Source organism: Streptomyces sp. NPDC048277, from assembly GCF_040652235.1.
GTDB lineage: Bacteria > Actinomycetota > Actinomycetes > Streptomycetales > Streptomycetaceae > Streptomyces.
In genome coordinates this window covers 853299-876804 of sequence record NZ_JBEZLQ010000001.1, presented here as the reverse complement: position 1 = coordinate 876804, position 23506 = coordinate 853299, and the positions used below count along the sequence as shown (strand labels likewise).

General features: G+C 70.6%; 22 protein-coding genes and 1 tRNA gene. 6 read left to right on the top strand and 17 right to left on the bottom strand.

Annotation, left to right across the window (positions count from 1 at the left end):
* Positions 1–53 precede the first annotated feature (53 nt).
* Both AB0D85_RS04105 and AB0D85_RS04100 read right to left on the bottom strand, forming a co-directional pair.
* A tRNA-Met gene (locus AB0D85_RS04105) sits at positions 54–127 on the bottom strand.
* Between the two features lie 72 nt (positions 128–199).
* On the bottom strand, positions 200–3154 hold the full coding sequence (locus AB0D85_RS04100) for a UPF0182 family protein (RefSeq protein WP_362313508.1): 2955 nt from the start codon (positions 3152–3154) through the stop codon (positions 200–202).
* A 177-nt stretch (positions 3155–3331) separates the two neighbouring features.
* On the opposite strand from AB0D85_RS04100, the gene AB0D85_RS04095 reads away from it, so the two are divergent.
* Positions 3332–3874, top strand: coding sequence for a PPA1309 family protein (locus tag AB0D85_RS04095; protein WP_362313108.1), 543 nt, complete (start codon positions 3332–3334; stop codon positions 3872–3874).
* Positions 3875–3980: 106 nt separating this feature from the next.
* Here AB0D85_RS04095 and AB0D85_RS04090 read toward each other — a convergent pair whose 3' ends face one another.
* From AB0D85_RS04090 to AB0D85_RS04080, 3 genes are all read right to left on the bottom strand, one after another.
* Positions 3981–5078, bottom strand: coding sequence for a PDZ domain-containing protein (locus AB0D85_RS04090; protein WP_362313106.1), 1098 nt, complete (start codon positions 5076–5078; stop codon positions 3981–3983).
* Positions 5079–5419: 341 nt separating this feature from the next.
* Positions 5420–5881: a molybdenum cofactor biosynthesis protein MoaE gene (locus tag AB0D85_RS04085; RefSeq protein WP_362313105.1), complete on the bottom strand. Its 462-nt coding sequence runs from the start codon at positions 5879–5881 to the stop codon at positions 5420–5422.
* Positions 5882–5977: 96 nt separating this feature from the next.
* Positions 5978–7090, bottom strand: a complete 1113-nt coding sequence (locus AB0D85_RS04080; protein WP_362313104.1) for an SDR family oxidoreductase — start codon at positions 7088–7090, stop codon at positions 5978–5980.
* A 192-nt stretch (positions 7091–7282) separates the two neighbouring features.
* On the opposite strand from AB0D85_RS04080, the gene AB0D85_RS04075 reads away from it, so the two are divergent.
* A complete protein-coding gene (locus AB0D85_RS04075; protein ID WP_362313103.1) occupies positions 7283–8704 on the top strand; it encodes a zinc-dependent metalloprotease in 1422 nt (473 codons plus the stop codon).
* Positions 8701–9222: an NUDIX hydrolase gene (locus AB0D85_RS04070; protein WP_362313101.1), complete on the top strand. Its 522-nt coding sequence runs from the start codon at positions 8701–8703 to the stop codon at positions 9220–9222. Before AB0D85_RS04075 ends, AB0D85_RS04070 begins: the two co-directional genes overlap by 4 nt.
* 75 nt (positions 9223–9297) lie before the next feature.
* On the opposite strand, the gene AB0D85_RS04065 is transcribed toward AB0D85_RS04070, so the two are convergent.
* From AB0D85_RS04065 to AB0D85_RS04050, 4 genes are all read right to left on the bottom strand, one after another.
* Positions 9298–10053, bottom strand: a complete 756-nt coding sequence (locus tag AB0D85_RS04065; RefSeq protein WP_362313099.1) for an AIM24 family protein — start codon at positions 10051–10053, stop codon at positions 9298–9300.
* 17 nt (positions 10054–10070) lie between these two features.
* Complete coding sequence (locus AB0D85_RS04060) at positions 10071–10751, bottom strand: AIM24 family protein (protein ID WP_362313098.1); 681 nt, start codon at positions 10749–10751, stop codon at positions 10071–10073.
* A gap of 11 nt (positions 10752–10762) precedes the next feature.
* Positions 10763–12433, bottom strand: coding sequence for a TerD family protein (locus AB0D85_RS04055; protein ID WP_362313096.1), 1671 nt, complete (start codon positions 12431–12433; stop codon positions 10763–10765).
* Positions 12434–12570: 137 nt separating this feature from the next.
* Entirely contained in the window at positions 12571–13167 is a 597-nt protein-coding gene (locus AB0D85_RS04050; protein ID WP_362313095.1) for a M48 family metallopeptidase, read from the bottom strand.
* A 226-nt stretch (positions 13168–13393) separates the two neighbouring features.
* On the opposite strand from AB0D85_RS04050, the gene AB0D85_RS04045 reads away from it, so the two are divergent.
* Both AB0D85_RS04045 and AB0D85_RS04040 read left to right on the top strand, forming a co-directional pair.
* Positions 13394–14599, top strand: a complete 1206-nt coding sequence (locus tag AB0D85_RS04045; RefSeq protein WP_362313093.1) for a TOMM precursor leader peptide-binding protein — start codon at positions 13394–13396, stop codon at positions 14597–14599.
* A complete protein-coding gene (locus AB0D85_RS04040; RefSeq protein ID WP_362313092.1) occupies positions 14592–15998 on the top strand; it encodes an AarF/ABC1/UbiB kinase family protein in 1407 nt (468 codons plus the stop codon). The genes AB0D85_RS04045 and AB0D85_RS04040 overlap by 8 nt, the downstream gene beginning before the upstream one ends.
* 16 nt (positions 15999–16014) lie before the next feature.
* Here AB0D85_RS04040 and AB0D85_RS04035 read toward each other — a convergent pair whose 3' ends face one another.
* The 5 genes from AB0D85_RS04035 to AB0D85_RS04015 all read right to left on the bottom strand — a co-directional run bounded on the left by AB0D85_RS04035 (position 16015) and on the right by AB0D85_RS04015 (position 19916).
* Entirely contained in the window at positions 16015–16230 is a 216-nt protein-coding gene (locus AB0D85_RS04035) for a hypothetical protein (protein WP_362313090.1), read from the bottom strand.
* Positions 16231–16366: 136 nt separating this feature from the next.
* The gene (locus AB0D85_RS04030) at positions 16367–16693 is read right to left on the bottom strand and encodes a hypothetical protein (protein WP_362313088.1); all 327 of its coding nucleotides are present in this window, start codon (positions 16691–16693) and stop codon (positions 16367–16369) included.
* The gene (locus AB0D85_RS04025) at positions 16690–17058 is read right to left on the bottom strand and encodes a WhiB family transcriptional regulator (protein WP_351489655.1); all 369 of its coding nucleotides are present in this window, start codon (positions 17056–17058) and stop codon (positions 16690–16692) included. The genes AB0D85_RS04030 and AB0D85_RS04025 overlap by 4 nt, the downstream gene beginning before the upstream one ends.
* Before the next feature lie 172 nt (positions 17059–17230).
* Positions 17231–17557 carry a hypothetical protein gene (locus AB0D85_RS04020; RefSeq protein ID WP_362313086.1) on the bottom strand — a complete coding sequence of 109 codons (327 nt, stop codon included), beginning with the start codon at positions 17555–17557 and terminating at the stop codon, positions 17231–17233.
* A 163-nt stretch (positions 17558–17720) separates the two neighbouring features.
* Entirely contained in the window at positions 17721–19916 is a 2196-nt protein-coding gene (locus AB0D85_RS04015) for an ATP-dependent DNA helicase UvrD2 (RefSeq protein WP_362313084.1), read from the bottom strand.
* A gap of 177 nt (positions 19917–20093) precedes the next feature.
* Here AB0D85_RS04015 and AB0D85_RS04010 point away from each other — a divergent pair, with 177 nt between their 5' ends.
* On the top strand, positions 20094–20336 hold the full coding sequence (locus AB0D85_RS04010) for a mycoredoxin (RefSeq protein WP_362313082.1): 243 nt from the start codon (positions 20094–20096) through the stop codon (positions 20334–20336).
* 51 nt (positions 20337–20387) lie between these two features.
* Here AB0D85_RS04010 and AB0D85_RS04005 read toward each other — a convergent pair whose 3' ends face one another.
* From AB0D85_RS04005 to AB0D85_RS03995, 3 genes are all read right to left on the bottom strand, one after another.
* Positions 20388–20990 (bottom strand): methyltransferase domain-containing protein, encoded by a 603-nt coding sequence (locus AB0D85_RS04005; RefSeq protein WP_362313080.1) that lies wholly within the window; start codon positions 20988–20990, stop codon positions 20388–20390.
* 10 nt (positions 20991–21000) lie between these two features.
* A complete protein-coding gene (gene nudC, locus AB0D85_RS04000; protein WP_362313078.1) occupies positions 21001–21945 on the bottom strand; it encodes an NAD(+) diphosphatase in 945 nt (314 codons plus the stop codon).
* A gap of 155 nt (positions 21946–22100) precedes the next feature.
* Positions 22101–23504, bottom strand: a complete 1404-nt coding sequence (locus AB0D85_RS03995) for a dipeptidase (protein WP_362313076.1) — start codon at positions 23502–23504, stop codon at positions 22101–22103.
* Between the last annotated feature and the right edge of the window lie 2 nt (positions 23505–23506).

The window sequence follows — 23506 nt, the reverse complement described above, 5'->3', positions numbered from 1 at the left end:
CCCGGACACCACGAAGGCCCGGATCCCAAGAGGATCCGGGCCTTCGACTTCAGTAGCGGGGACAGGATTTGAACCTGCGACCTCTGGGTTATGAGCCCAGCGAGCTACCGAGCTGCTCCACCCCGCGCCGTTGCGTTGCAACCGTATCACGGCGCGGAGCTGAGCTGATCACCCCCGGTCTGCCCAGCCGCCGACCCGCTCAGCCGCTGGGGCTGGAGCTCCCGCTCGGACTGGGGCTGGTACTCGCACCGGGGCTGGGGCTGCTGCTCGGACTGGCGGTGCCGCTGCCGGTCCTGTCCGCGGCCTTGGACTGCGCCTCCTCGGCCCGCTTCAGCGCGTCCTGCAGTTCGGCCTGCGCCTTGCCGTACGCGGTCCAGTCGCCCTTCTTCAGGGCCTCCTGGCCCGCGTCGAAGGCCTTCTGGGCGTCGTTCAGCGCCTGTTGGACCGTGGGGTTGCCGGACGTCGGCGGTGTGGTCGTCCCGGTGTCCGAGGATCCCGTGTCCGAACCGTCCGAGCCGAACACCTTGTTGAGCGCCTCGTCGAGGGTGTTCTCGAAGGCGGTCTTGCCCTCGAAGGTCACCAGCACCTTACGCAACAGCGGGTACTTGACCCCGGCACCGCGTACGTAGACGGGCTCCGCGTACAGCAGGCCCCCGTCCAGTGGCACGGTCAGCAGATTGCCGTACTCCACCTCGGAGTCGCCGCCCTTGAGGAGCTTGATGGCGGCGGCGATGTCCTGTTCGGAGTTGAACTGGCTCTGGACCTGTTTGGGTCCGTCGACGGTCGTACTGGTCGGCAGTTTCAGGATTCTGATCTTGCCGTAGTCCTTCGAACCGGCCTCGGAGTCGACCGACATGAACGCGCTGAGGTTGTCACGCCCGTTGGGTGTGAACGTCGTCGACAGCGAGAACGTCTGCGCGCTCTGGTCGGGCATCTTCATGCTCAGGTAGTACGGCGGCACCGCGTCGCCCGACTTGTTGGTCGGGTCGTCGGGCACCTGCCACACCTCGCTGCCGGTGAGGAACGTCTGGGCGTCCGTCACGTGGTAGCGGGTGAGCAGCTCGCGCTGGACCTTGAACAGGTCCTGCGGGTACCGGAGATGGTCCATCAGGGACGCCGAGATGGCGCTTCTGGGCTGCACGGTGTCCGGGAAGGCCTTCATCCAGGTCTTCAGCACCGGGTCCTCGGTGTCCCACTGGTAGAGCTTGACGGCGCCGGTGTACGCGTCGACGGTCGCCTTCACCGAGTTGCGGATGTAGTTGACCTGGTTCTGCTGGGCCACCACCGCGCGGGAGGTGTTGGTCGCGGTCAGCGAGTCGGCCGTCGTGTCCCCGAGGGTCGTACGGGAGGCGTAGGGATAGCCGTTCGTCGTCGTGTAGGCGTCGACGATCCACTGGATACGGCCGTCCACGACCGCCGGGTACGCGTCGCCGTCGATGGTCAGCCAGGGGGCGACCGCCTCGACGCGCTCCTTGGGCGTGCGGTTGTACAGGATGCGCGAGCCCTCGCCGATCGCTCCGGAGTAGAGGATCTGCGGCTCGTTGAACGCCACCGCGTACGCGGCCCGGTTGATCGGGCTGGAGAGGCTGACCCCGCTCTTGCCCGCGTAGCTGGTGGTCTTCTCACCGCTGTCGTCGGAGTAGTCGATCTCCTTCTGGGGACCGCCGACGATCGAGTACGTGGTCGTCTTCTCGCCGTAGTAGATCCGCTGCTGGTACGTGCCCAGGTCGCCCGTGGACGGCAGGTCGGACTCGGTGAAGACCGGCTGGCCCTGGTCGTCGGCCTCGGTGCCCTTGGCGGCGACCACGCCGTAGCCGTGGGTGTAGCGGAAGTGGTCGTTGATCCAGTTGTTCTTCGGGATGCCGTCGAGGTTCAGCTCGCGCAGACCGATGACGGTGTCCTGGACCTTGCCGTTCTTGCTGTAGCGGTCCACGTCCAGATTGGTCGGGAACGCGTAGTAGTTCCGCATCTGCTGGAGCTGCTGGAACGTCGGCGAGACGATGTTCGGGTCCATGATCCGGATGCTCGCCGTGTCGTCGACGTCGCCCCGGAGCTTGGTCTTGTCCGTGGTGGTGCTCTTGCCCGTGTACTCGCTGACCTGGGTGTCGTCGATGCCGTACGCCTGGCGGGTCGCCTTGAGGTTCTTCTGGACGTACGGGGCTTCCTTGGCCTGCTCGTTGGGCTGGACCTGGAACTTCTGGACGATCGCCGGATAGAGGCCGCCGATCAGGATCGCCGAGAGGACCATCAGGCCGAAGCCGATGACGGGCAGCTGCCAGGTGCGCCGCCACAGGGTGGCGAAGAACAGCAGCGCGCAGATGACGGCGATGCAGAACAGGATCGTCTTGGCCGGCAGATACGCGTTCGCGTCGACGTATCTGAGGCCCGTCCAGTTGTCGGTGGCCTTGAAGTCGCTGGACTTCACGGCCAGTCCGTACCGGTCGAGCCAGTAGGCGACCGCCTTGAGGGCGACGAAGAAGCCGAGCAGCACCGAGAGGTGGCCGGTCGCGGCACCGGTGGCACGCGCGCCGGGGCTCGTGACGCGCAGCCCGCCGTACAGGTAGTGGGTGAGCGCGGCGGCGATCAGGGACAGGATCGCGGTGGCGAAGCCGAAGCCCAGCAGGAAGCGGTACCAGGGCAGGTCGAAGGCGTAGAAGGAGACGTCGAGGTGGAACTGCGGGTCCTTCTGGTGGAAGGGCACGCCGTTGACCCACATCAGCCAGGTGCGCCACTGGCCGGCCGCGGACGCGCCGGCGATCAGCCCGACCAGCGCGGTGACCGCGAGCAGCAGCCACTTCTTGTACGGCGCGATGCCCATCCGGTAGCGGTCGAGGCTCTGCTGCTCCATGGACATGGCACTCAGCGGGGGCCGCAACCGGTGCGCGAGCCAGATGTTGAGGCCCACCGCGGCCGCCATCAGCAGACCGAAGACGGAGAACAGCCCGATCTTGGTCCACAGAGTGGTGGTGAACACCGAGGAGTAGTGCACCGACCGGTACCAGAGCCAGTTCGTCCAGAACCCCGCGAACATGCTGAACGCCATGCCGAGTACGGCAAGGACGCCCAGTGTCATGAGCAGGGTACGGACGCGCCGGGACGGGTGGCCCGCCGCTCTGATCCGTGGCCCCGTCGGGCCTCCGCCGCGGTCCGGCATCTGGAAAGCCAAGGTGCGCACCTCGAAGTTCGCTGTCGTGTCTGCTTCTTGTTCCGTCAGGCCCCGGTGTCGGTGAGCCCTCCGTGGCCCCCTGTGATCGCGGGGCCACACCTATGCAACTTACTCACGGCTTACTCGGTTCCCGATTCCGGCCATGAACGAGGCAGGATTGTGACCATGTCCAACACTCCCATGGCAGCGAACCCGCTCACCCGGGCCGTACTCGAGATCGACGAGTACGCCTCCGGCCTCGGCTGGGACCAGCCCGCTCGCCTCTTCGCCCTTGTCGACACCGCACGGCTGCGCGCCCAGGAACCGGCTCTCGCCGCCCAGCTCGGTCTGGAGGACGAGTCCGCGACCACCGGTCTCACTCCGATCGAGCAGGACGAAGTGCCAACGGACAAGGCGCTCGATGAGTTCCTGGGCACCATCGCGTGGCCGGACGCGGTGGTCGGCTGTGCGCTCACGGTGGAGCGCCTGATGCTGCCCCCGGCCGCCGAGTCCCAGGTCCCGGAGGGGATGAGCGAGGCGAGGCTGGCGAAGTGGGTGGCCCAGCATCCCGACCGGCAGGAGGTCCGGATGACGGTCGCCGTGCTGCGCGACGGCACCCGCGACTCGGCGGTGCGCCTGCGCGAGAAGGACTCGCCGACGGAGGTCCTCACCGGGCCCGAGCTGGTCCCGGGCCTGGCGGAGGCGCTCAAGGCGACGTTCGAGGACTGAGGTCCTAGGCCGCGGTTACGGCACGAGGTCTTCGTCCACGGCACTGGGGGCGCCCCTTGTCAGGAAGGGCGCCCCCAGCCACGTCCGTGTCCTCCGTGTCCGTGCGTCAGCCCTTGGTGCTGCACTTCGGCAGGGCGCCGGTGTCGCCGCTGCGGATGTCCTTGAGGGCGCCGAGGGCGTCGCCGATGGTCTTCACCTTGACCAGGGTGAGCCCGCTCGGGGTGTCCTGGGCGGCCTCGGCGCAGTTGTCGGCCGGGGTCAGGAAGTACTGGGCGCCCTTGCTGCGCGCGCCGATGGTCTTCAACGAGATGCCGCCGATGGGACCCACCGTGCCGTCGTCGTCGATCGTGCCGGTGCCGGCGACGAACTTGCCGCCGGTGAGGCTGCCCGGGGTCAGCTTGTCGTAGATACCGAGCGAGAACATGAGCCCCGCGCTGGGCCCGCCGACGTCGGCGAGCTTGATGTCGATGGAGAACGGGAACGTGTGGTCGGTCCCGGCGGAGATCCCGACGATGGCCCGCTTGGTCCCGGTGTCGTCCGACGTGGCGGTCTTGATGGTGACGTTCTGGGTCTTGGTGGCCGTCTTGTTCGCCTTCTCGGCGGCGGCCTGCTCCTTGGCCGGTACGACGGTGAAGACGACGTCCTCGCCGGGCTTGTGCTTGGTCACCAGCGTGGCGACGTCGGCCGGCTGCTTGACCGTCGTCCCGTCGACGGCCTTGATCACATCACCGGCGTGCAGCCTGCCCTCGGACGGCGAGCCCTTGAGGACCGTCGACACGATCACCCAGGACTTCACCGGGATGCCCAGTTCCTTGAGGGCGGCGACCTTCGCGCTCTCCTGGGACTGGCTGAACTCCTCGGCGTTCTCCTGGGTGGACTGCTGCTCCGTCTTGCCGTCCGGGTAGAGCGTGTCGTGCGGCACGACCTTGTCGTCGTGCGAGAGCCAGCCGTAGACCGCCTCGACGAGATTCATCTTGTAGTCGGCGCTGGTGACCCTGACCGTGGTCATGTTCAGATGCCCGGAGGTCGTGTAGGTCTTGTGCCCGGAGATCTGCAGCACCGGCTCGCCGTCGTGGTTCCCGAGCGTGTTCACGGTCGGGCCGGGGGACATCTCCGAGTACGGCACGTTGATGAGCACTCCGGCGCACAGGAGCGCGATCAGCATCAGGGTGGAGGCGAGCATCGTCGCGGTGCGGCGTGGCATGCAAAGACAGTACGGGACGCGCCTGTCAGCGCACCGTCAGGGCCGCCGTCCCACGTGCCTCAGCCACCGGAGTGGGACTTCTCCATGGCTTCGCGGAACCGCGCGTACCCGTCCAGCTCGGGGCCGTCACTCCGGACTCTCCTCGTCCGATTGGCCCAGCTGCCCCACAGACCGGCACCGACCCCAGCCATAAGCGGAATCAGCAACCAGACGAGCGCCGCCATGCCGACCTCCCAACCCCATGAGCATCCGCGACTGACTGATCAGCAGATTAGCCATCCGCAGTGACAACGCTCACGCCGGGGGTGGGGTTACGCAACCGGAAGCCGGGCGGGGGCTCTTCAGCAGGCCCCGACCCATTCCTCGGTACCGTCCGAGAACGTCTGGTGCTTCCAGATGGGCACCTCGTGCTTGAGGTCGTCGATCATCTTCCGACAAGCTTCGAAGGCGTCCCCCCGGTGCGGACACGACACGCCGACGACCACGGCGAGATCACCCACCCGCAGGTCCCCCACCCGATGCACGGCGGCCAGCGCCCGCACCGGATACTCGGCGACGACCTTCTCGGCGATCCGCCGCATCTCGCTCTCGGCACTGGGATGACACGAATACCCGAGCGCGTCCACGTCGGCGCCCCCGTCGTGATTCCGCACGGTCCCCACGAAGAGCGCGATTCCCCCGGCCGCGTCGTCCCCCACGGCCGCGAAGACCTCGTCCACGGAGAGCGCGCTCTCCCGGATGCCGATCAGCTTGACGGGATCGTCGGCACCCTGCTCACCGGGATGATCGTTCATAGCAGCCATACCCCCATCGTGCCGCAAGCCCGGGACCACACGGAATACGGCTGACAGCAGGCACACGCGCGTGCGCGTTCGTAGGGTCCTCCAACACGAGGGACCTCAGATCCGCCGCCGGGCCTTCCTGGCCCGCCGCACCACGGCCGCCGCACCCAGCAGCGCGACCGTGGCACCCGCCGCACCCGCGGCCGTCGCGTCCTTGCGGCCGAGCCGCCGCCCGACGACGGTGTGCCGCCCGGTCACCTCCTCCAGCAACTCGGCGAGCACCTCCTCGTTCGTCCACCCGGGCCGCCACCCGGCGTCGTGCAGCCGGCTCCCGCTCACCACCCACGGATACATCGTGTACGCGAGATCCCCGGCCGGCGACGGCGTGAGACCGATCCGGTGCAGCCGGGCAGCCGCCCCCAGCGCGACGGCCGACGGCAGTTCCATCCGCCGGATCCCGCTGAGCTCCTCGACCTCCTCCTGCTCCAGCCACCCGTCGCACCCGACGGCGAGCTCCCCGTCGACCTTCTCCAGGACGGCGTACTCGAGCGCGCTGCACAGATCCTCGACATGGCAGAACTGCCAGGCGGGCCGCGACCCGGCGACGACCAGCAGCCGAGGCGACTCGAAGTACCTGGTCAGCGCGGTGTCGGTGCCCCCGACGAGCACCGCGGGGCGCACGACGGTGACATTGAGCCCGGGGTGCGCGCGGGGCGCCCGGCGCGCGAGCCGCTCGATCTCCAGCAGGTCCCCCACCCCCGTGGCCTCGGCGGTGGCACGCAACTCCGCGTCCTCGGACAGCGGCAGCTCGTTCTCCGGCAACGCGCCGTAGACCATCGAGGAGGTGCACAGCACCACCCGGTGCACCCCGGCGGCGGCCGCCGCGGTCAGCACGGTCTGCGTCCCGCGCACGTTGTAGGCCGTACGCGCCGCCGGATCGGTCTCCAGGTCCAGATCGAGCGCGAGGTGCACCACCACGTCGGCGCCACGGAGCTTGTCCGCGATGGCCGGATCCCGCACGTCGAGGATGTGCCACTGGGCGTCCGGGCACTCCCCGCGCCGCTCGTCGATCGCGATGACCTGCTTGATCTCCTCGGACGCGGCCAGCCGCTCGGTGAGCAGCGCGCCGACCCCGGTCGCGGCGCCGGTCACGGCGACGACGGGCCCGCGCACGGCGGGAGGGGTTGAGTGGTTTCGCGCTGCGCGAACCTGCGGATCTGGGGAACTCACCGGGCGTCTCCAGCGGTTGTCTTCAGTACGAGCGCGAGTGACGCGTACGTACCAGGTGGCATCCATCCTGCCGCAGGCCGACTGTCGGCGAAGCACTGAGGCCCGATCGGGTCCGGGTGTCTACGCTGGGTGGTGTTGTCGGGCAGCCGCGCCGCCGGAGAGAACCGGTGGCCTTACCAGCCGAGGATTCCCGTGAGTGACACCCCATTCGGTTTCGGCCTTCCGCCGGAGGAGCCGGAAGACGGCGACGAGGGCAAGAAGAAGGACCAGCAGAGCGGTGGTGGGCAGGGACCGGCCAATCCGTTCGGTTTCGGCACACCCGGAGCCGGCGGCTTCGGCGGCCCCGGCGCCGACAATCCGTTCGCTGCCATGTTCGGTTCGCTGAACCCCACCGACCTGGGCGCGGCCTTCCAGCAGCTGGGCCAGATGCTCTCGTACGAGGGCGGCCCGGTGAACTGGGACATGGCCAAGCAGATCGCCCGCCAGACGGTCTCCCAGGGCACGTCGGACGGCGTCAAGGACGCGAGCGTCGGCCCCGCCGAGCGCACGGCGGTCGAGGAGGCCGTGCGGCTGGCCGACCTGTGGCTGGACGACGCGACGTCGCTGCCGTCCGGTTCCGGCTCGGCCGTGGCCTGGTCGCGCGCGGAGTGGGTCGAGGCGACGCTGCCCGCCTGGCAGGAGCTGGTCGACCCGGTCGCCGAGCGGGTCGGCGCCGCGATGGGCGATGTCCTGCCGGAGGAGATGCAGGCCATGGCGGGCCCGCTGATCGGCATGATGCGCTCCATGGGCGGCGCCATGTTCGGCACGCAGATCGGGCAGGCCGTCGGCGTGCTCGCGGGCGAGGTCGTCGGCTCGACCGACATCGGCCTGCCGCTGAGCCCGGCCGGCAAGGCGGCACTGCTGCCGGTGAACATCGAGGCGTTCGGCAAGGACCTCGGCGTGCCCAAGGAGGAGGTGCGGCTGTATCTCGCGCTGCGCGAGGCGGCCCACCAGCGCCTGTTCGCGCATGTGCCGTGGCTGCGCTCGCACCTGTTCGGCGCGGTCGACGGCTACGCGCGCGGGATCAAGGTCGACACGGCGAAGCTGGAGGACGTGGTCGGCCAGTTCGACCCGCAGAACCCCGAGCAGCTCCAGGACGCCCTCCAGCAGGGCATGTTCCAGCCGGAGGACACCCCCGAGCAGAAGGCGGCCCTGGCGCGCCTGGAGACGGCTCTGGCGCTCGTGGAGGGCTGGGTCGACGCGGTGGTCCACGCGGCCGCGAAGCCGCGTCTGTCGTCCGCCGACGCCCTGCGCGAGACCCTGCGCCGCCGCCGTGCCACGGGCGGCCCGGCGGAGCAGACGTTCGCCACGCTGATCGGCCTGGAGCTGCGCCCGCGCCGGCTGCGCGACGCCTCCCGCCTGTGGGCCTCGCTCACCGACGCCCGCGGTGTCGACGGCCGGGACGCGCTGTGGGCCCACCCGGACATGCTGCCGACGGCGTCCGACCTGGACGACCCGGACGGCTTCGTGCACCGCGAGCAGCTGGACTTCTCCGAGCTGGACAAGATGCTCGGCGAGGCGGCGGAGAAGCCCGACCTGCGCAAGAAGGACGACCAGGGCGACGGCACCGAGTGAGCCTGTACGACGACGCGGTCCTCGCCCTCAAGGGGTACGAGGACCAGGACGAGCTGCGCCAGGCCTACCTGGACCATCTCGCGGCACACCCCGACGGCATGTGGAAGGCCTGTCACGCGGGCCATGTCACGGCGAGCGCCCTGGTCGTCGACCCCGAGCACGGCCGGGTGCTGCTGACCCTGCACAGGAAGCTGCGGATGTGGCTGCAGATGGGCGGCCACTGCGAGCCGGGCGACGCGACCCTGGCCGCGGCGGCCCTGCGGGAGGCGACCGAGGAGTCCGGGATCCCGGGGCTGACGCTGCTGCCGGGCGGCCCGGTCCGCCTGGACCGGCACCCGATCCCGGCACCGTGCCACTGGCACTTCGACGTCCAGTACGCGGCCCTCGCCCCGCGGGGCGCCGCCCACGCGATCAGCGACGAGTCCCTCGACCTGCGCTGGTTCGCCTACGACGAGGTCGCGGCGGTCGCCGACGACTCGGTCGTACGACTGCTGGAGGGCACCCGCGCACGGCTCTGACGCGGTGTCTCCGGTGATCGCGACGTATGTGTAAGGGGCGCCTGCCCAGGCGGGCGCCCCTTACGTCTTGGGCTCTCAGCTCCAGACGTTGCCCTGGTTCATCCCGCGCGCGCCCTGCTGGCCCATACCGAACTGGGCGGCGACGCCGTGACCGATCTGAGCGTTCTGCGGAGGCAGCAGTTCACTCGGCTGGACCAACGCGAAGCCACTTCCCATGAAGCTCAGCTCCCAGCCCTCTCCGGTGTTGCCGCGGCGCCGCCACACGCCCGAGGAATGCGTCTGGGCCTGCATCTGGACGCGCAGCCCGGTGGACCAGGCGACGATGGCGTCGGCGTCGCAGTTGACGTACTTGTCGGGCGTCACCTGCATCAGCAGCGGCGCGCCGGAGGTCATCAGGGCGACCTTGCCGCGCCCGGTGATGTTCAGCTGGTACTTCCCGGACCCGGAGATGCCGTAGAGGCTGTCGACGGCGACGACCTCGTAGTGCAGGGACGAGTCCAGGGCGAGGACGTAGCTGCTGTCCACGGTCAGGCCGTCCTGCTCGACGTCCAGGACGTGGATGTGCTGGGCCAGGTTGGCGAAGTAGACGGTGCCCTGCCCGTGGCAGCGCATCAGGTCCAGGCCCTCGCCGGTGTACGCACGCGCGCGTGCCTGCTGGTGGCCCTGGTACTCGGCGTCGAACTCGACGAGCCCCTGGTAGGCGACCATCGTGCCCTTGCGGGCGAGGATGTCGTCGTGGCCCTCCAGGACGACCCGCAGCATCTGCTTGTTCTGGAGGCTGTAGCGGTCCCGGGCCTGGGAGTCGTTGAAGGCGAAAAGCGGGCTCTGCATGGTTTCCTGACTCCCCCTCAGCCCCGGACCCGGAGGCGGTCGGTGCTGTCCTCGCTGGGCTGGACGACGACGATGCCCTGTCCGGAGAAGGCCATCTGGAAGGCCTCGCCGCTGCCCCGGCCGATCAGCGACTGTGCCTTGAAGCTGCGCTTGCCCTTCACCTTGAGGTTCGGGGACCAGGCGACCAGGGCGTCCGGGTCGACGTACGTCTCGTCCTCGCCGCCGCCGCAGTCGACGACGATCGGCTTGCCCCGGGAGGTCAGCGCGACCCACCCCTGCCCGGAGATCTTGGTGTTCCACAGCCCCTGCCCGGCGAACTTGGCGAGGCCCTTCACCCGCTCCACGCCCCACGTCAGATGGGCGTCGAAGGCGAGCAGATTGGTGGCGTTGACGGAGATGCCGTCGCCGTTGAGGTTGATGACGACGACGTTCGCGCCGTAGTCGGCGAGGTAGAGCAGTCCGTCGCCGGAGCACTTCATCAGGGGCGCGCCCTCGCCGGTCATCCAGTCCCGGGCGATCTGGCGCACGGCCGGCGGGTTGGGCTCGTACTGGACGAAGCCCTCGTAGGCGACCATCGACCCCACGCGCGCGAGGAGGTCGTTGCCGGTCTGCATGGCGACCTTGAGCATGTGGTCGCCGTGGTTCTCCATGCGGGCGGTGACGGGTGCGGGGGCGTAGCCCGCGAGCGGCTGGTTCATGACGGGCTCCCTCAGACCTCGTACGGCTGGACGACGATGAAGTTGCCGGGCGCGCCCCGGAACTGCAGGTTGACGCTCTCGCCGGTGTCGCCCGGGTAGGCGTTGCGGCGCATCCGGACCTGGCTGGAGACGATCACCTGGGAGGCGGCCGACCAGGCGACGATCGCGTTGCAGTCGGCGAACGTCGTCGGCGTCACGGGCAGCACGACGGGCGTGCCGTGCGTCTTGACGACGATCGTGCCGGTGCCCTGGAACTGCATCGTGAACAGCGCGCCGCCGGGGATGCCGTGTCCCTCGATGCGGCGGACCTCGTGCTGGAGGCTCTCGTCGAAGGCGAGGACGCTCTCGGCGGAGACGCAGATCGCGTCGCCCTGGAGCTCGATCGGGTGCAGGTAGGAGGAGTTCTCGGCGAAGAACACCTGGCCGTTGCCGGTGCAGCGCATCAGCTGCATCTCCTGGCCGGTGACGTTGCCCACGATCCGGCCGGCGAATCCGGCGCCCTTGTAGCTGAAGTCGACCTTGCCCTGGTAGAGCACCATGCTGCCCTGCCGGGCCAGCACCGGCTGACCGCCGATGCCGAGGTCGGCGCGGATGAGCTTGCTGTTCTGCGGCGTCCAGCGCTGCCCGGTGGGCGTCTCCTTGAACTTCTGGAGCGCGGCACCGACACCGGCACCGCCCTGGGGGGCGCCCTGCGGAACCGCGTAGGTCTGCTGGCCCGGGACCTGTCCGAACGGCGGCTGCTGGCCGTAGCCCGGCGGCGGGGCCGGGGCCTGGGGGTACCCGGGCGGCGGGCCCGGGGCCTGCGGGGGCGCCGGGGGCCGGCCGTAGCCGGGCGGTGGCATGGGAGCGGGCGGGGCGGGCGGCTGACCGTAGGGCGCGGGCGCCGGGGCCGGCGGCGGCACTGGGCCTGCGGCGGGCGGGGCCATCGGGGCGATGACGGTGGGCGCGCCGTGCACGTTCGGGACCGGCACGGGACCGGGGGCCGGAGGCGGGGTGAAGCCCTGGGGGGCGGGTGCCGGAGCGGGTGCGGGGGTGACCGGGGCGGGCGCGGGTGCGGACGGGACGGGTCCGGACGGGACGGCGAAGGCGGGCGGCGCGAATCCGGGCGCGGCCCCGGTCGCCGGCTGCTGAGGTTCCGGCGCGGCGGGCGCCTCCTCCAGCACCTCGCCGCCGAAGTTCTTCAGCAGCGCCTCCAGACCGCCGTCGAAGCCCTGTCCGACGGCGGCGAAGCGCCACACGTCCTTCAGGTACAGGTCGCCCAGCATCACGGCGCGCTCGGTGGAGAACTCCGAGCCGCTGAAGGAGTACCGGGCAACCTCCTCGCCGCCCGCGACGATACGGATGTACCCGGGAGCCACCTGCGACATCTGCCCGGCGCCGTCGAGGGTCGCCGTGAACGACAGCTTCTGGATCTGCGGCGGGATCCGGTCCAGCGTGACCCGGAAGGACTCCGTGTCGCCCGCCTGCGCGCCCAGCAGCTGGATGGACTCCTCGGGGGACTTCGGCTGGTTGAAGAAGACGAAGTAGCGGTCGTCCGAGAGGCGTTCGTCCGCGTCGAGGCCGAAGCAGCTGATGTCGAAGGTCAGCCCGGGTCCGGAGATCTGCACGCCTACGTACAGATCCGTGCCCGCCGTGAGATCACTGATCCTGGCCTTGTGGCCGCGTTGGAATTCCCTGGCCATGCGTTACGACCGTCCCCCATCCCGAATGCGAGTGCGTCGCGCCAGGCTAACGGCTAACTCGGACATCGGAGGAAGTCGGTACAGACCCGGTACACAACTGCGCTCAGCGGCCCCGAAGGGGGCACTCCCGGGGTGCGTCAGTCGTCGCGCGCGCCGGGCACCTGGGGCAGTCGGTCGGCGGCGACCACCCCTTCGAGGTAGCCCCGGGCCCGCTCGGTCCGCGGATACGCCTCCAGCAGCCGCCAGAACCGGGGGCCGTGCCCCGGCACCAGCAGATGCGCGAGTTCATGGCAGAGCACGTAGTCGACGACGTACTCGGGCATGCCCTGGAGCCGGTGCGAGAGCCGGATGCTGCCCTCGGCCGGGGTGCACGAGCCCCAGCGGGTGTTCTGGTTGGTGACCCAGCGCACCGAGGCGGGGCGGGCCCGGCCGCCGAAGTACTGGGCCGACAGCCGCTGGGCGCGCTCGGCGAGTTCGGCGTCGCCGAGCACTCGCTTGCTCTCCTGGGCAGCGAGTTTGTTGAGCATGACGGTCACCCAGCGTTTCTCCTCCGCCTCGGACATCCGGGCGGGGATCAACACGACGGTGCGATCGCCCTCGCGGTACGCGGAAACGGTCCGGCGGCGCCGGGTGCTTCGGCGAACCTCGATCGCGCTCGCCCCCGAGCCGCCGGGCGGCTGGCTCGTCGTGCTGCGCTGTGGCTTTCCGGCGCGGTGCAGTGGGTCGGCGGGCACGCCCCGACGTTACCCGCTGCACATGCGGGAAGTCCCGGGTCCGGGACGGTTCGATGCCGATCCCCCACCATGCGTTTGATTTGTACGACGAATGCCCACCGCCTGTGGACAACTTTCGGCACCCGTCCGGCGGGCCCGGCATGCTGGCACTCGTCGGCGGAGCACGACCGGTTCCACCGGCAGACCGGACCATTCCATGACCTTTCGACAGCTACGGGGGCCTGTCATGCATCCGTTGGTGAAGCCCGCGCTCCGGCGCGGCTGGCGCGATCTCAACACCGTGCAGTTCGGGATGACTCCGGCGCACGCGATGACACTCGGACCGATGGACACGGCCACCGGAAGCTTCCTGGACCTGCTCAACGGCGCCCGGGGACTCGCGCTGCTGCGCGAGGAAGGGCGCCGGATGGACCTGCCGGACGGACATGTCGACACGCTGGTGGAGCGGCTGGCCCGGGCCGGGCTCGTCGACGACGCGCGCGGCGGCGGACCGGCGGCGCAGGCGCTGCGCGAGAAGAAGGAGGTACTGGAGCGGCTGCGCCCCGACCTGGAGGCGCTCTCCCTGATCAGTGCGGAACCGGGCGGTGCGATCGGCCGGCTGGCGGCCCGGCGCACGCTGCGGGTCCAGGTGCGGGGCGCGGGCCGGGTCGGTGTCACACTGGCCGCGCTGCTGTCGGGTGCGGGTGTCGGCGGGGTCGACGTCCGGGACGTGGGCCGGGTCCAGCCGTGGGACGTGGCGCCGGGCGGGCTGCCCGCGGAGGCGGTCGGCGAGCGCCGGGACGAGGCCGCGCGCAGGGTCGTGCGCCGAGCGGCCCCGGACCGTCCGCCGCGCCGCCCGGACCGGGCCGAGGAAGAGACCGGTCTCGCCCTGGTGATCATCGCCCCGCGCGACGACGTCCTGGTGCATGCCCCGGACGCGCGCGCCGCCGAGCCGCTCATGGACTCGGGCACCCCGCATCTCTACACAGGCGTGGTGGAAGGCACGGGCGTCGTCGGCCCGTTGGTCCTCCCCGGCGGGACGGGGTGCGCCCGCTGTCTGCACGAGCACCGTACGGACCGGGATCCGGGCTGGCCGCGTCTGGTCGCCCAATGGCGTTCCGGGCAGGCCCGCCGGGTGGGCGCCTGCGATCTGACGCTGGCGACGGCCGTGGCCGGACTGGCCGCGGCGCACGCCCTGGCCTTCCTCGACGGCGAGTCGCCGTCCGTTGCCGGAGTGCGCTGGGAGGCGTCCGTGCCGACTCTGCACTGGCGTGCGCGCCCGGTCTGGCCGCATCCCGCATGCTCGTGCGGAGCGGCGGAGAAAGCTAAGGGGGAACACTCCTCAACCGACGGGGATCCACACGCGACAATGGTGGTGCAACGGCCGTCGGCGGAGCGACGAGAGCACGCGGACGCGGCGCGGCCGACTGGGACTTGGAGGGCGCATGTCTGATCTTCCCCGGAAGGCGGTCACCCGGACCGCCAAGCTCGCCGCGCTCCCGCTCGGCTTCGCAGGCCGGGCGACCTGGGGTCTGGGCAAGCGCATCGTGGGTGAGTCCGCGGAGATCGTCGGCCGGGAGCTGCAACAGCGCACGGCGGAGCAACTCTTCAAGGTTCTGGGGGAGTTGAAAGGCGGGGCCATGAAGTTCGGGCAGGCCATGTCCGTCTTCGAGTCCGCCCTGCCCGAGGAGATCGCCGGCCCCTACCGGGCCGCCCTGACCAAACTCCAGGACGCCGCGCCTCCGATGCCGACCCGCACTGTGCACTCCGTGCTCGCCGAGCGGCTCGGGGAGGACTGGCGGGAGCTGTTCATCGAGTTCGAGGACAAGCCCTCGGCGGCGGCCTCGATCGGCCAGGTGCACCGGGCGGTGTGGCACGACGGCCGCGAGGTCGCGGTCAAGGTGCAGTACCCGGGCGCCGGCGAGGCCCTGCTGTCCGACCTGGGGCAACTGAGCCGGTTCGCCCGTCTGTTGGGCCCGCTGATCCCCGGCATGGACATCAAGCCTCTGATCGCCGAGCTGCGCGACCGGGTCTCCGAGGAGCTGGACTACGCGCTGGAGGCGCAGGCCCAGGCGGCGCACGCGGAGGAGTTCACCGCCGACCCCGATGTGGTGGTCCCGGCGGTGGTGCACCAGTGCGACCAGGTCCTGGTCACGGAGTGGATCGACGGGATACCGCTCTCCGAGATCATCTCGGAGGGCACGCAGGAGCAGCGCGACCGGGCCGGTCAGCTCCTGGCCCGCTTCCTGTTCTCGGGCCCGGCCCGCACCGGTCTGCTCCATGCCGACCCGCACCCGGGCAACTTCCGTCTGCTGCCCGGCGAGCCGGAGGACGAGGAGGAGTGGCGCCTGGGCGTGCTGGACTTCGGCACGGTCGACCGCCTCGCCGGCGGCCTGCCCGCTCCGATCGGCGACTCCCTCCGGATGACGCTGGACGGTGATGCCGAGGCGGTCTACGAGCTGCTGTGCGCCGAGGGGTTCGTCAAGGAGTCCATAGAGCTGGACCCCGACGCCGTCCTGGACTATCTGCTGCCGATCATCGAACCTGCCCAGGTCGACGAGTTCACCTTCACCCGCAACTGGATGCGCAGCCAGGCGGCCCGTATCGCCGACCCTCGCAACCCCGCCCACCAGCTGGGCAAGCAGCTCAACCTGCCGCCTGCCTATCTCCTGATACACCGGGTGACCCTGAGCACCATCGGTGTGCTGTGCCAGCTGGGCGCGACGGTACGGCTGCGGGAGGAACTGGAGGCCTGGCTGCCGGGGTTCGTGCCCGAAGAGGCCGAGGAGTTCGCGGGAATCGCGGGAATCGAGGAAGCCGAAGAGGCTGAGGCCGCCGTGGAGGCGCAGTAGGGGGCGGTGTCGTCGTTCACCACCAGGACGAGTCGAGCCGGCCCTCGATCGCTCTGAGGTTCTCCCTGGAGCAGGCGTCGCAGAAGAACTGGCGGACGCCGTTCTCCACGGAGCAGGTCCAGGTGGTGGGCTGGGGGCCGTCGGCCGGGGTGCCGCAGCGGGCGCACACGAGAGGGTGGGGCCGCTCCGTGGCGGAGCCACCGTGATCACTGCCTCCGGAAGGACTCGTCACCCGGTGACGATAACTCCGCCGCGTGCGGATCAGTGGGCACAACGCACCGCGGGGGCCGGTCCGTTCGGCCGGACCGGCCCCCGCGGGAAGCTTTCGCCTCCCTCGGTCGGGAGGCCACCGCTTCAGGTGTTCGGGATCACTGCATGACGGCCATGGCGAGCGCACGGCGGGCGCGCAGCGAGGCACGCTCGGCCCGGCGCTGCATCCGGCGAGCGGTCGCCAGGCGCACGGCCCGGCGTTCCCGCTCGGCCTCGTGCAGTCGCTCGTGCATATGCGCACGAGCCAGAGCTTCTGGGATGAGTTGCATCTCTCGGGTCCTGTTCTGACGCGAGCCGGTGGTCGTACCGGCGGTGGTGAAGTCTGGAGTCGCGGAGCCTGCGGGCTCGCTGGTGGACGGCTTCATCGGGGCCTGCTTCTTGGGGTCGTGCGTGACGGGGCGATCGATCGTTCCTTGGATGTTCATGCCATGACCGGGTTCTTGCGCGGACGGCCACGCGGCCGCTTGCGGGCGACGACAACACCCTGGACGAACAGCTCGCCACCCCAGACACCCCAGGGCTCACGGCGCTCCTTGGCCCCGGCGAGGCAGGCCTCGATCAGCGGGCAGGTGCGGCAGAGGGACTTGGCGTACTCGACGTCGGCCGGCGACTCGGCGAAGAAGACCTCCGGGTCGTAGGAGCGGCAGGGGACGGGTACGCCGAGGTTCTCGATGGCGTCGTCGAGCGCGGTGAGCGCGGTGAGCGGGATCAAGGTGGAGTCCTCCGTGAGGCCGGGCGGGGGGATCGTTTCGGAAGGCGGTACGGACGGGGCGTGCGCTTCGAGTTGCACGGTTGGTCTTCCTCGTCTGGTCGTGCCGGTCGGGTTGGACCGGTTGGCGGCTGGTACCGGGTTCTGCTCTTGCCCCGAGGCCCCTTCGCTCCGCTCTCCCTGTTCAGGGAAAACAGAAGGGCCGCGGATCCCGGATGGGGTTCCGCGGCCCTGAAGGCGCCGGCCTGATCGATCAGGCTGGATCACTCCAGGGTTCTGGCCCACGGAAGGCCCACATCAGGTGGTGCTGCGTCGTCTGCTTCCGGCTTCCGGCACCGGCTGCCGTAAAGGCATAGGCCTGTGCCTGTGCCGCTACTGCTTCCAGTGCCTTGGTCGGTCGCTCATTGCGCTCACGGACGGGAAGGCCCGCGAGAGAAACGGAGGACACCAGAGACGCCGGACGCGCGGCAGGAATGCCGGACAGACCGGTGCCCAGGTTGGAGACGCCGAGCATGCACACGGAGACGGCCGAGAGATCGGTCATTTTGGCCGCGCTGATGTTGGTCTCGATGCTGATCACTGGACTCGCCTCCTCTCGGCGTCTAAGGGACTGGGGTTGAGCCAGTCCTTCGGATATGCAAGTACATCACGGAACCGGACCTTCGAGAAGGCCGCCGCTTCCGTGCCTAGAACCTATGGGGATTGCTGGGGCATGCGCAAACTATTTTTTCGACGAGTTCGCATCAGTCGCCCTCCGGGTCTCCCCCGGGTTCCTGGCCTGCGCAGATGGCCAGAACATCGGCGCCGTAACGGTTGAGCTTGCGCATGCCGACACCGGGGATGCGGGCCAGTTCGCGATCGTCGTCCGGGGCGCTCTCGGCGATGGCCATCAGCGTCCTGTCGGTGAAGACGCAGAAGGCCGGCTGGCCGCTGAGCCGTGCCTGGTCGGCGCGCCACTCCCGCAGCCGCTCGTAGAGTCCCTCGTCCATGTCGGAGGGGCAGCCGTCACAGCGCATCAGTTTCATCTCGCCGGCGTCGGTGAGGGTGCGTCCGCAGACCCGGCAGCGGGCGGGGGCACGCTGGGTGCGCCGGGGTACGACCACGGGGCCGCCGGTGAAGCCGCGTTCGACGCCTCCGCCGCCGGCGCCGGCGGCACGGCCGACGGTGCCGGTGGAGCCGGGGCGCAGACCGTCCAGGAAGCGGCTGGGCCTGCGGTTGGGTCTGCCGCCGGGGGTGCGGGAGAGGGACCAGGAGACATGGAGCCGTTCCCTGGCGCGGGTCACGCCGACATAGAGGAGACGGCGTTCCTCCTCGATCTGCTCGTCGGTCTTCGCATAGGTGATCGGCATCATTCCCTCGGCGACGCCGACCAGGAAGACGGCGTCCCACTCCAGGCCTTTCGCCGAGTGCAGGGAGGCGAGGGTGACGCCCTGGACGGTCGGGGCGTGCTGGGCGTTCGCCCGTTCGTCGAGTTCCGCGACGAAGTCGGCGAGGGTGGCGGCGGGCCGGGCGGCGGCCACGTCCTGCGCGAGGTTGACCAGGGCGGCCAGTGACTCCCAGCGCTCCCTGACCGCGCCGGAGCCCGCCGGGGGCTGGGTGGTCCAGCCTTCCCCGGACAGGACCGCGCGCACCTGGGAGGGCAGGTCCACGGTGTCGTCGAGCAACGCGTCGTTGCCGCCGAATCGGGCCGCGGCGCGCAGGGCGACGCCCGCCTTGCGCACCTCGGGCCGGTCGAAGAACCGCTCGGCACCACGCAGTTGGTAGGGCACCCCGATATCCGCGAGCGCCTGTTCATAGGCCTCGGACTGGGAGTTGGTGCGGAACAGGACGGCGATCTCGGCGGCCGGGACCCCGGCGTCGATGAGCTCACGGATACGGCGGGCGGCGCCCTCGGCCTCGGCGGGCTCGTCCGCGTACTCGGTGTAGACGGGCTCGGGTCCCGCGGGGCGCTGGGAGATCAGCTCCAGGCGGTGGTCCGCGGCGCGGCCGCTGGCCTGGGCCAGCAGGCCGTTGGCGAGGTGGACGACCTGGGGGGTGGAGCGGTAGTCACGGACCAGCTTGACGACGGTGGCCCCGGGGTGGCGGATACGGAAGTCGAGCAGATGGTCGGGGGTTGCTCCTGTGAACGAGTAGATGGTCTGGCTGGCGTCGCCGACGACGCACAGGCTGTCGCGGTCGCCGAGCCACAGGTCCAGCAGGCGCTGCTGGAGGGGGCTGACGTCCTGGTACTCGTCGACGACGAAGTGCTGGTACTGGGCGCGGACCTGGTCGGCGATGTCGTGCCGGTCCTGCAGGACGGCGACGGTCAGCAGCAGGACGTCCTCGAAGTCGATGACCGCGCGGTCGCGCTTGAGGTCCTCGTAGACCGAGTAGATCTGGGCGATCTCGGCCGGATCGCGCGGGGCCTCGCGGCCGGCCTTCACGACCGCGAGCGGATAGTCGGCGGGGACGGTCTGGGTGACCTTGGACCACTCGATCTCGGCGGTGACGTCCCGCAGCTCGCCCCGGTCGAGGCGGATGCGGCAGGCGGCGGCCGCGTCGGCGACGAGCTGGATCTTGCGGTCGACGAGCCGGGGCAGGGAGCCACCGATCGCTTTCGGCCAGAAGAACTGGAGCTGGCGCAGCGCGGCGGAGTGGAAGGTGCGGGCCTGCACCCCCTGCGCGCCGAGCTGGCGCAGCCGGCCGCGCATCTCTCCGGCGGCGCGGTTGGTGAAGGTGACGGCGAGCACGCTGGACGGCTGGAGGATGCCGGCCCGCACCCCGTAGGCGATCCGGTGGGTGATCGCCCGCGTCTTGCCGGTACCGGCTCCGGCCAGCACGCACACCGGACCGTGCAGGGCGGTCGCCACCTCGCGCTGCTCGGGGTCGAGCCCTTCGAGCACCGCGTCGGCAGAGTCCGGTACCGGCGGGAAGAGGGAGGAGTGCGTTGCTGCTGTCACACAGCCATGCTGCCAGGTCGCCGGAGACGGCTGTGCCGGTTGTCCACAGGCAGCCCCTCGCAGTCGTACTAATGCGGCAGGCGTCACTCGGGGCAGGGGCCGCGGGAATGGCGGACGGGCCGCGTACGTTCCTTCCCTGGACGAACTTCCCCGACCTGCCGAAGGAGCGCGAGCGAGATGCAGGGCACTGTGACGATGTACAGCACCACGTGGTGCGGCTACTGCCGCCGGCTGAAGAGCCAGATGGACCGCGAGGGCATCGCGTACACCGAGATCAACATCGAGCAGGACCCCGAGTCGGCCGCGTTCGTGGAGAAGGCGAATGGCGGAAACCAGACGGTCCCCACGGTGCTCTTCGCCGACGGCTCGACGCTGACGAACCCCTCGCTGGCCCAGGTGAAGCAGAAGGTCGGCGCGTAGTTCTTCCGAGCAAGGCGGTCCCCGACCCGGTCGGGGACCGCCTTCCTGTGTTCAGCGTGGTTTGTCCCACACCATCGTGTAGCGCCAGAGCAGTCGGCGCCGGAACCGGCGCCCGGGGAGCAGGTGCGCGGTGGCCCGCCGGGCCTCTCCCCAGGTCATGATCGGTTCCTCGACGGGCATCTCGGCCGGGCCCTGCTCGCCGCCGTGCCGAAGCGCGGCCACCAGGTTCGCGGGGACTCCGCAGCAGCTGATCACCCGGTCCAGCAGGCTGTGGTCGTGTGCCATGCCGACGACGACCAGCCGGCCGCCTGGCGCGAGCAGCCGCACCAGCCGGTCGATCGCGTCGTCGAAGGGGGCGTGGTGGATGACGGCGACCGCGCTGACGAAGTCGTAGCTCCCCTCGTCGAGGTGAGCGGCGTCGAGATAGTCGGCCTCCAGGAAGGTGACGTTCCCGGCGTCCCGCTTGCCGGCCAGCCGGATCATCTCCGCCGAGCGGTCCACGCCGGTCACCGACTCCGCCCTGGCCGCGAGCCTGGTGGCCAGCAGACCGTCACCGCAGCCGACGTCGAGCGCGGCGCGGCAGCCGTCCGGTACGGCGTCCAGCACCAGGGGGTGGTAGTGGACGTTGTGGTTCCAGTACGTCTCTGCTGTCATCGCGAAGGCCTCAGACGAAGCTCCTCGTCGGCAGTGGCTTGCCGTACCACATCTCGATCAGGCGGGCCGCGATGGAGATGCCGTACGGCGGCAGGACGTCGCCGGAGTCGAAGGCGGCGCCGAGTTCGTCGCGGGAGAACCAGCGGGCCTCGTGGATCTCGTCACCGTCGACGTCGACCTCGGTCGTGGTCGCGCGGGCCATGAAGCCGAGCATGAGGCTGGACGGGAACGGCCAGGGCTGGCTGGCGACGTACTCGACCGGGCCGACGGTGATCCCGGCCTCCTCGAAGACCTCTCGGCGCACCGCCTGCTCGATGGACTCGCCGGGCTCGACGAAGCCGGCGAGCGTGGAGAAGCGGCCCTCGGGCCAGTGGACCTGGCGGCCGAGCAGGATGCGGTCGTCCTCGTCGGTGACGGCCATGATCACGGCGGGGTCGGTGCGCGGGTAGTGCTCGGCGCCGCAGGCGGGGCAGCGGCGGATGTGGCCGGCGGCGGCGATGACGGTGCGCTCGCCGCAGCGGGAGCAGAAGCGGTGGGTGCGCTGCCAGTTCTCCAGGCCGACCGCGTGCACCATCAGGCCGACGTCGCGGGGTGACAGCAGCAGCCCGGCCTCGCGCAGGCCCGCGGGCCGCGCGGACTGGTCGATGCGGCCGGGCAGGGCGTCCTTCTGGAGCGCGAAGTAGCTGACGCCGTCCTCGTCGGTGCCCAGGAAGTAACGGTGGGCCTCGGTGAGAGGGGCCTCGAAGGAGGGCGTCATCACGAGTTCGGTGCGGCCGTCGGCTGTCTCGTCGATGAGGACCTGGCCGCCGGAGACCACGAAGCAGCGGGTGTCGGGATGGCTCCACGCCGCCGCCAGCCAGGCCTCGTCGAGCCGGTGGTGGGCAGCGCGGTCGATGCCGCTCGGGGCGGTGAGCGAGATGGGTCGGTCAGCTGTGTGGTCGGTCCAGGTGGTCACGGGTGCTTCCAACTCCCCCAGTGCAACGGTTGTTTCAGCGGGCGGTTCAGCGGGACGAAGGGCGGGAGGAGACCGGGTCGGGCGGGGGCGGGACGGGCGGGGCGGCCCTTCCAGTGTGCCCCGCGCGCGATGCCGCTCCGGACGGCGCCGGTGGCTCAGGGTGCGTGGCGCCAGTTCTCGGCCAGGTCGCCCCACAGGTAGGCACTGGTCTCCACGCCCTTGAGGAGGAGGTCCAGCTCGACCTTCTCGTTCGGGGCGTGCCAGCCGTCGGAGGGGACGGAGATGCCCAGGAAGAGGACAGGTGCGCCGAGGACGTCCTGGAGGTCCGCGGCGGGCCCAGAGCCACCCGAACGGGTGAACCGGACGGGGCTCTCGAAGGCCCGGCCCATGGCGCGGGCCAGCGACTGGAGGCCGGGGTGGTCGAGCGGGGTCAGGCACGGGCGGGTGGCCGGCAGGAAGGTGATCTCGGCGCGGATCCCGGCGGGGATCCGCTCGGCGGCCCAGGCGCGGACGATCTTCTCGATGTGGTCGGGGTCCTGCCCGGCGACCAGCCGGAACGACAGCTTCAGCAGCGCCGACGACGGGATGATCGTCTTGCTGCCGGGGCCCTGGTAGCCGCCGCCGATGCCGTTGACCTCGGCGGTGGGGCGCGCCCAGATGCGCTCCAGGGTGGTGTGCCCGGCCTCGCCCTCGGTGGCGTACGAGTGCGCTTCGCGCAGCCAGCTCTCCTCGTCGAAGGGCAGCTCGGCCCACAGCTCACGCTCGCGGTCGCCGAGTTCGACGATGCCGTCGTAGAAGCCGGGGACCGCCACGCGCGCGTGCTCGTCGTGCAGGGCGGCGACCAGGCGGGCGGCGACGGTGGCCGGGTTGGGGACGGCGCCGCCGAAGGCGCCGGAGTGGATGTCCTGGTCGGGTCCGTGCAGGACGATCTGGCACTCGGCGAGCCCGCGCATGCCGGTGCACACCGTGGGGGTGTCCTCGGACCACATGCCGGTGTCGGAGACGATCACGGCGTCGGCGGCGAGCCGGTCCGCGTGCTCCTCGACCAGGGCGCGGAAGTGCGGGGAGCCGGACTCCTCCTCGCCCTCGATCAGCAGCTTCAGGTTGACCGCGGGGGTGGTGCGGCCGGTGGCGGCGAGGTGGGCGCGGACGCCGAGTGTGTGGAAGAACACCTGGCCCTTGTCGTCGGCGGCCCCGCGCGCGTAGAGGCGGTTCTCCCGGACGACGGGCTCGAAGGGCTCGCTGTCCCAGCCGTCCTCGCGGGCGGCGGGCTGCACGTCGTGATGGCCGTAGACCAGGACCGTGGGCGCCTCGGGGTCGTCCGCGGGCCACTCGGCGAAGACGGCCGGGGCGCCCGGTGTCTCCCAGACCTCGGCGGTCGGGAAGCCGGTCTCCCGCAGCTTGGCGGCGAGCCAGTCGGCGCTGCGGCGTACATCGGGGGCGTGGTCGGGCTGGGCCGACACGGAGGGGATGCGCAGCCATTCGGCGAGGTCGTCGAGGAAGGCGACGCGGTGCTGCTCGATGTACGTACGGACGGCGCTGTCCGGGGTCTGGCTCATGG

What these genes read in the sequence shown, in the direction of transcription:
- AB0D85_RS04100 (WP_362313508.1), bottom strand. Translation starts at nt 3,154, where the DNA reads ATGCCGGACCGCGGCGGAGGCCCGACGGGGCCACGGATCAGAGCGGCG.
- AB0D85_RS04095 (WP_362313108.1), top strand. Translation starts at nt 3,332, where the DNA reads ATGTCCAACACTCCCATGGCAGCGAACCCGCTCACCCGGGCCGTACTC.
- AB0D85_RS04090 (WP_362313106.1), bottom strand. Translation starts at nt 5,078, where the DNA reads ATGCCACGCCGCACCGCGACGATGCTCGCCTCCACCCTGATGCTGATC.
- AB0D85_RS04085 (WP_362313105.1), bottom strand. Translation starts at nt 5,881, where the DNA reads ATGGCTGCTATGAACGATCATCCCGGTGAGCAGGGTGCCGACGATCCC.
- AB0D85_RS04065 (WP_362313099.1), bottom strand. Translation starts at nt 10,053, where the DNA reads ATGCAGAGCCCGCTTTTCGCCTTCAACGACTCCCAGGCCCGGGACCGC.
- AB0D85_RS04060 (WP_362313098.1), bottom strand. Translation starts at nt 10,751, where the DNA reads ATGAACCAGCCGCTCGCGGGCTACGCCCCCGCACCCGTCACCGCCCGC.
- AB0D85_RS04055 (WP_362313096.1), bottom strand. Translation starts at nt 12,433, where the DNA reads ATGGCCAGGGAATTCCAACGCGGCCACAAGGCCAGGATCAGTGATCTC.
- AB0D85_RS04045 (WP_362313093.1), top strand. Translation starts at nt 13,394, where the DNA reads ATGCATCCGTTGGTGAAGCCCGCGCTCCGGCGCGGCTGGCGCGATCTC.
- AB0D85_RS04040 (WP_362313092.1), top strand. Translation starts at nt 14,592, where the DNA reads ATGTCTGATCTTCCCCGGAAGGCGGTCACCCGGACCGCCAAGCTCGCC.
- AB0D85_RS04030 (WP_362313088.1), bottom strand. Translation starts at nt 16,693, where the DNA reads ATGAACATCCAAGGAACGATCGATCGCCCCGTCACGCACGACCCCAAG.
- AB0D85_RS04010 (WP_362313082.1), top strand. Translation starts at nt 20,094, where the DNA reads ATGCAGGGCACTGTGACGATGTACAGCACCACGTGGTGCGGCTACTGC.
- AB0D85_RS04005 (WP_362313080.1), bottom strand. Translation starts at nt 20,990, where the DNA reads ATGACAGCAGAGACGTACTGGAACCACAACGTCCACTACCACCCCCTG.
- AB0D85_RS03995 (WP_362313076.1), bottom strand. Translation starts at nt 23,504, where the DNA reads ATGAGCCAGACCCCGGACAGCGCCGTCCGTACGTACATCGAGCAGCAC.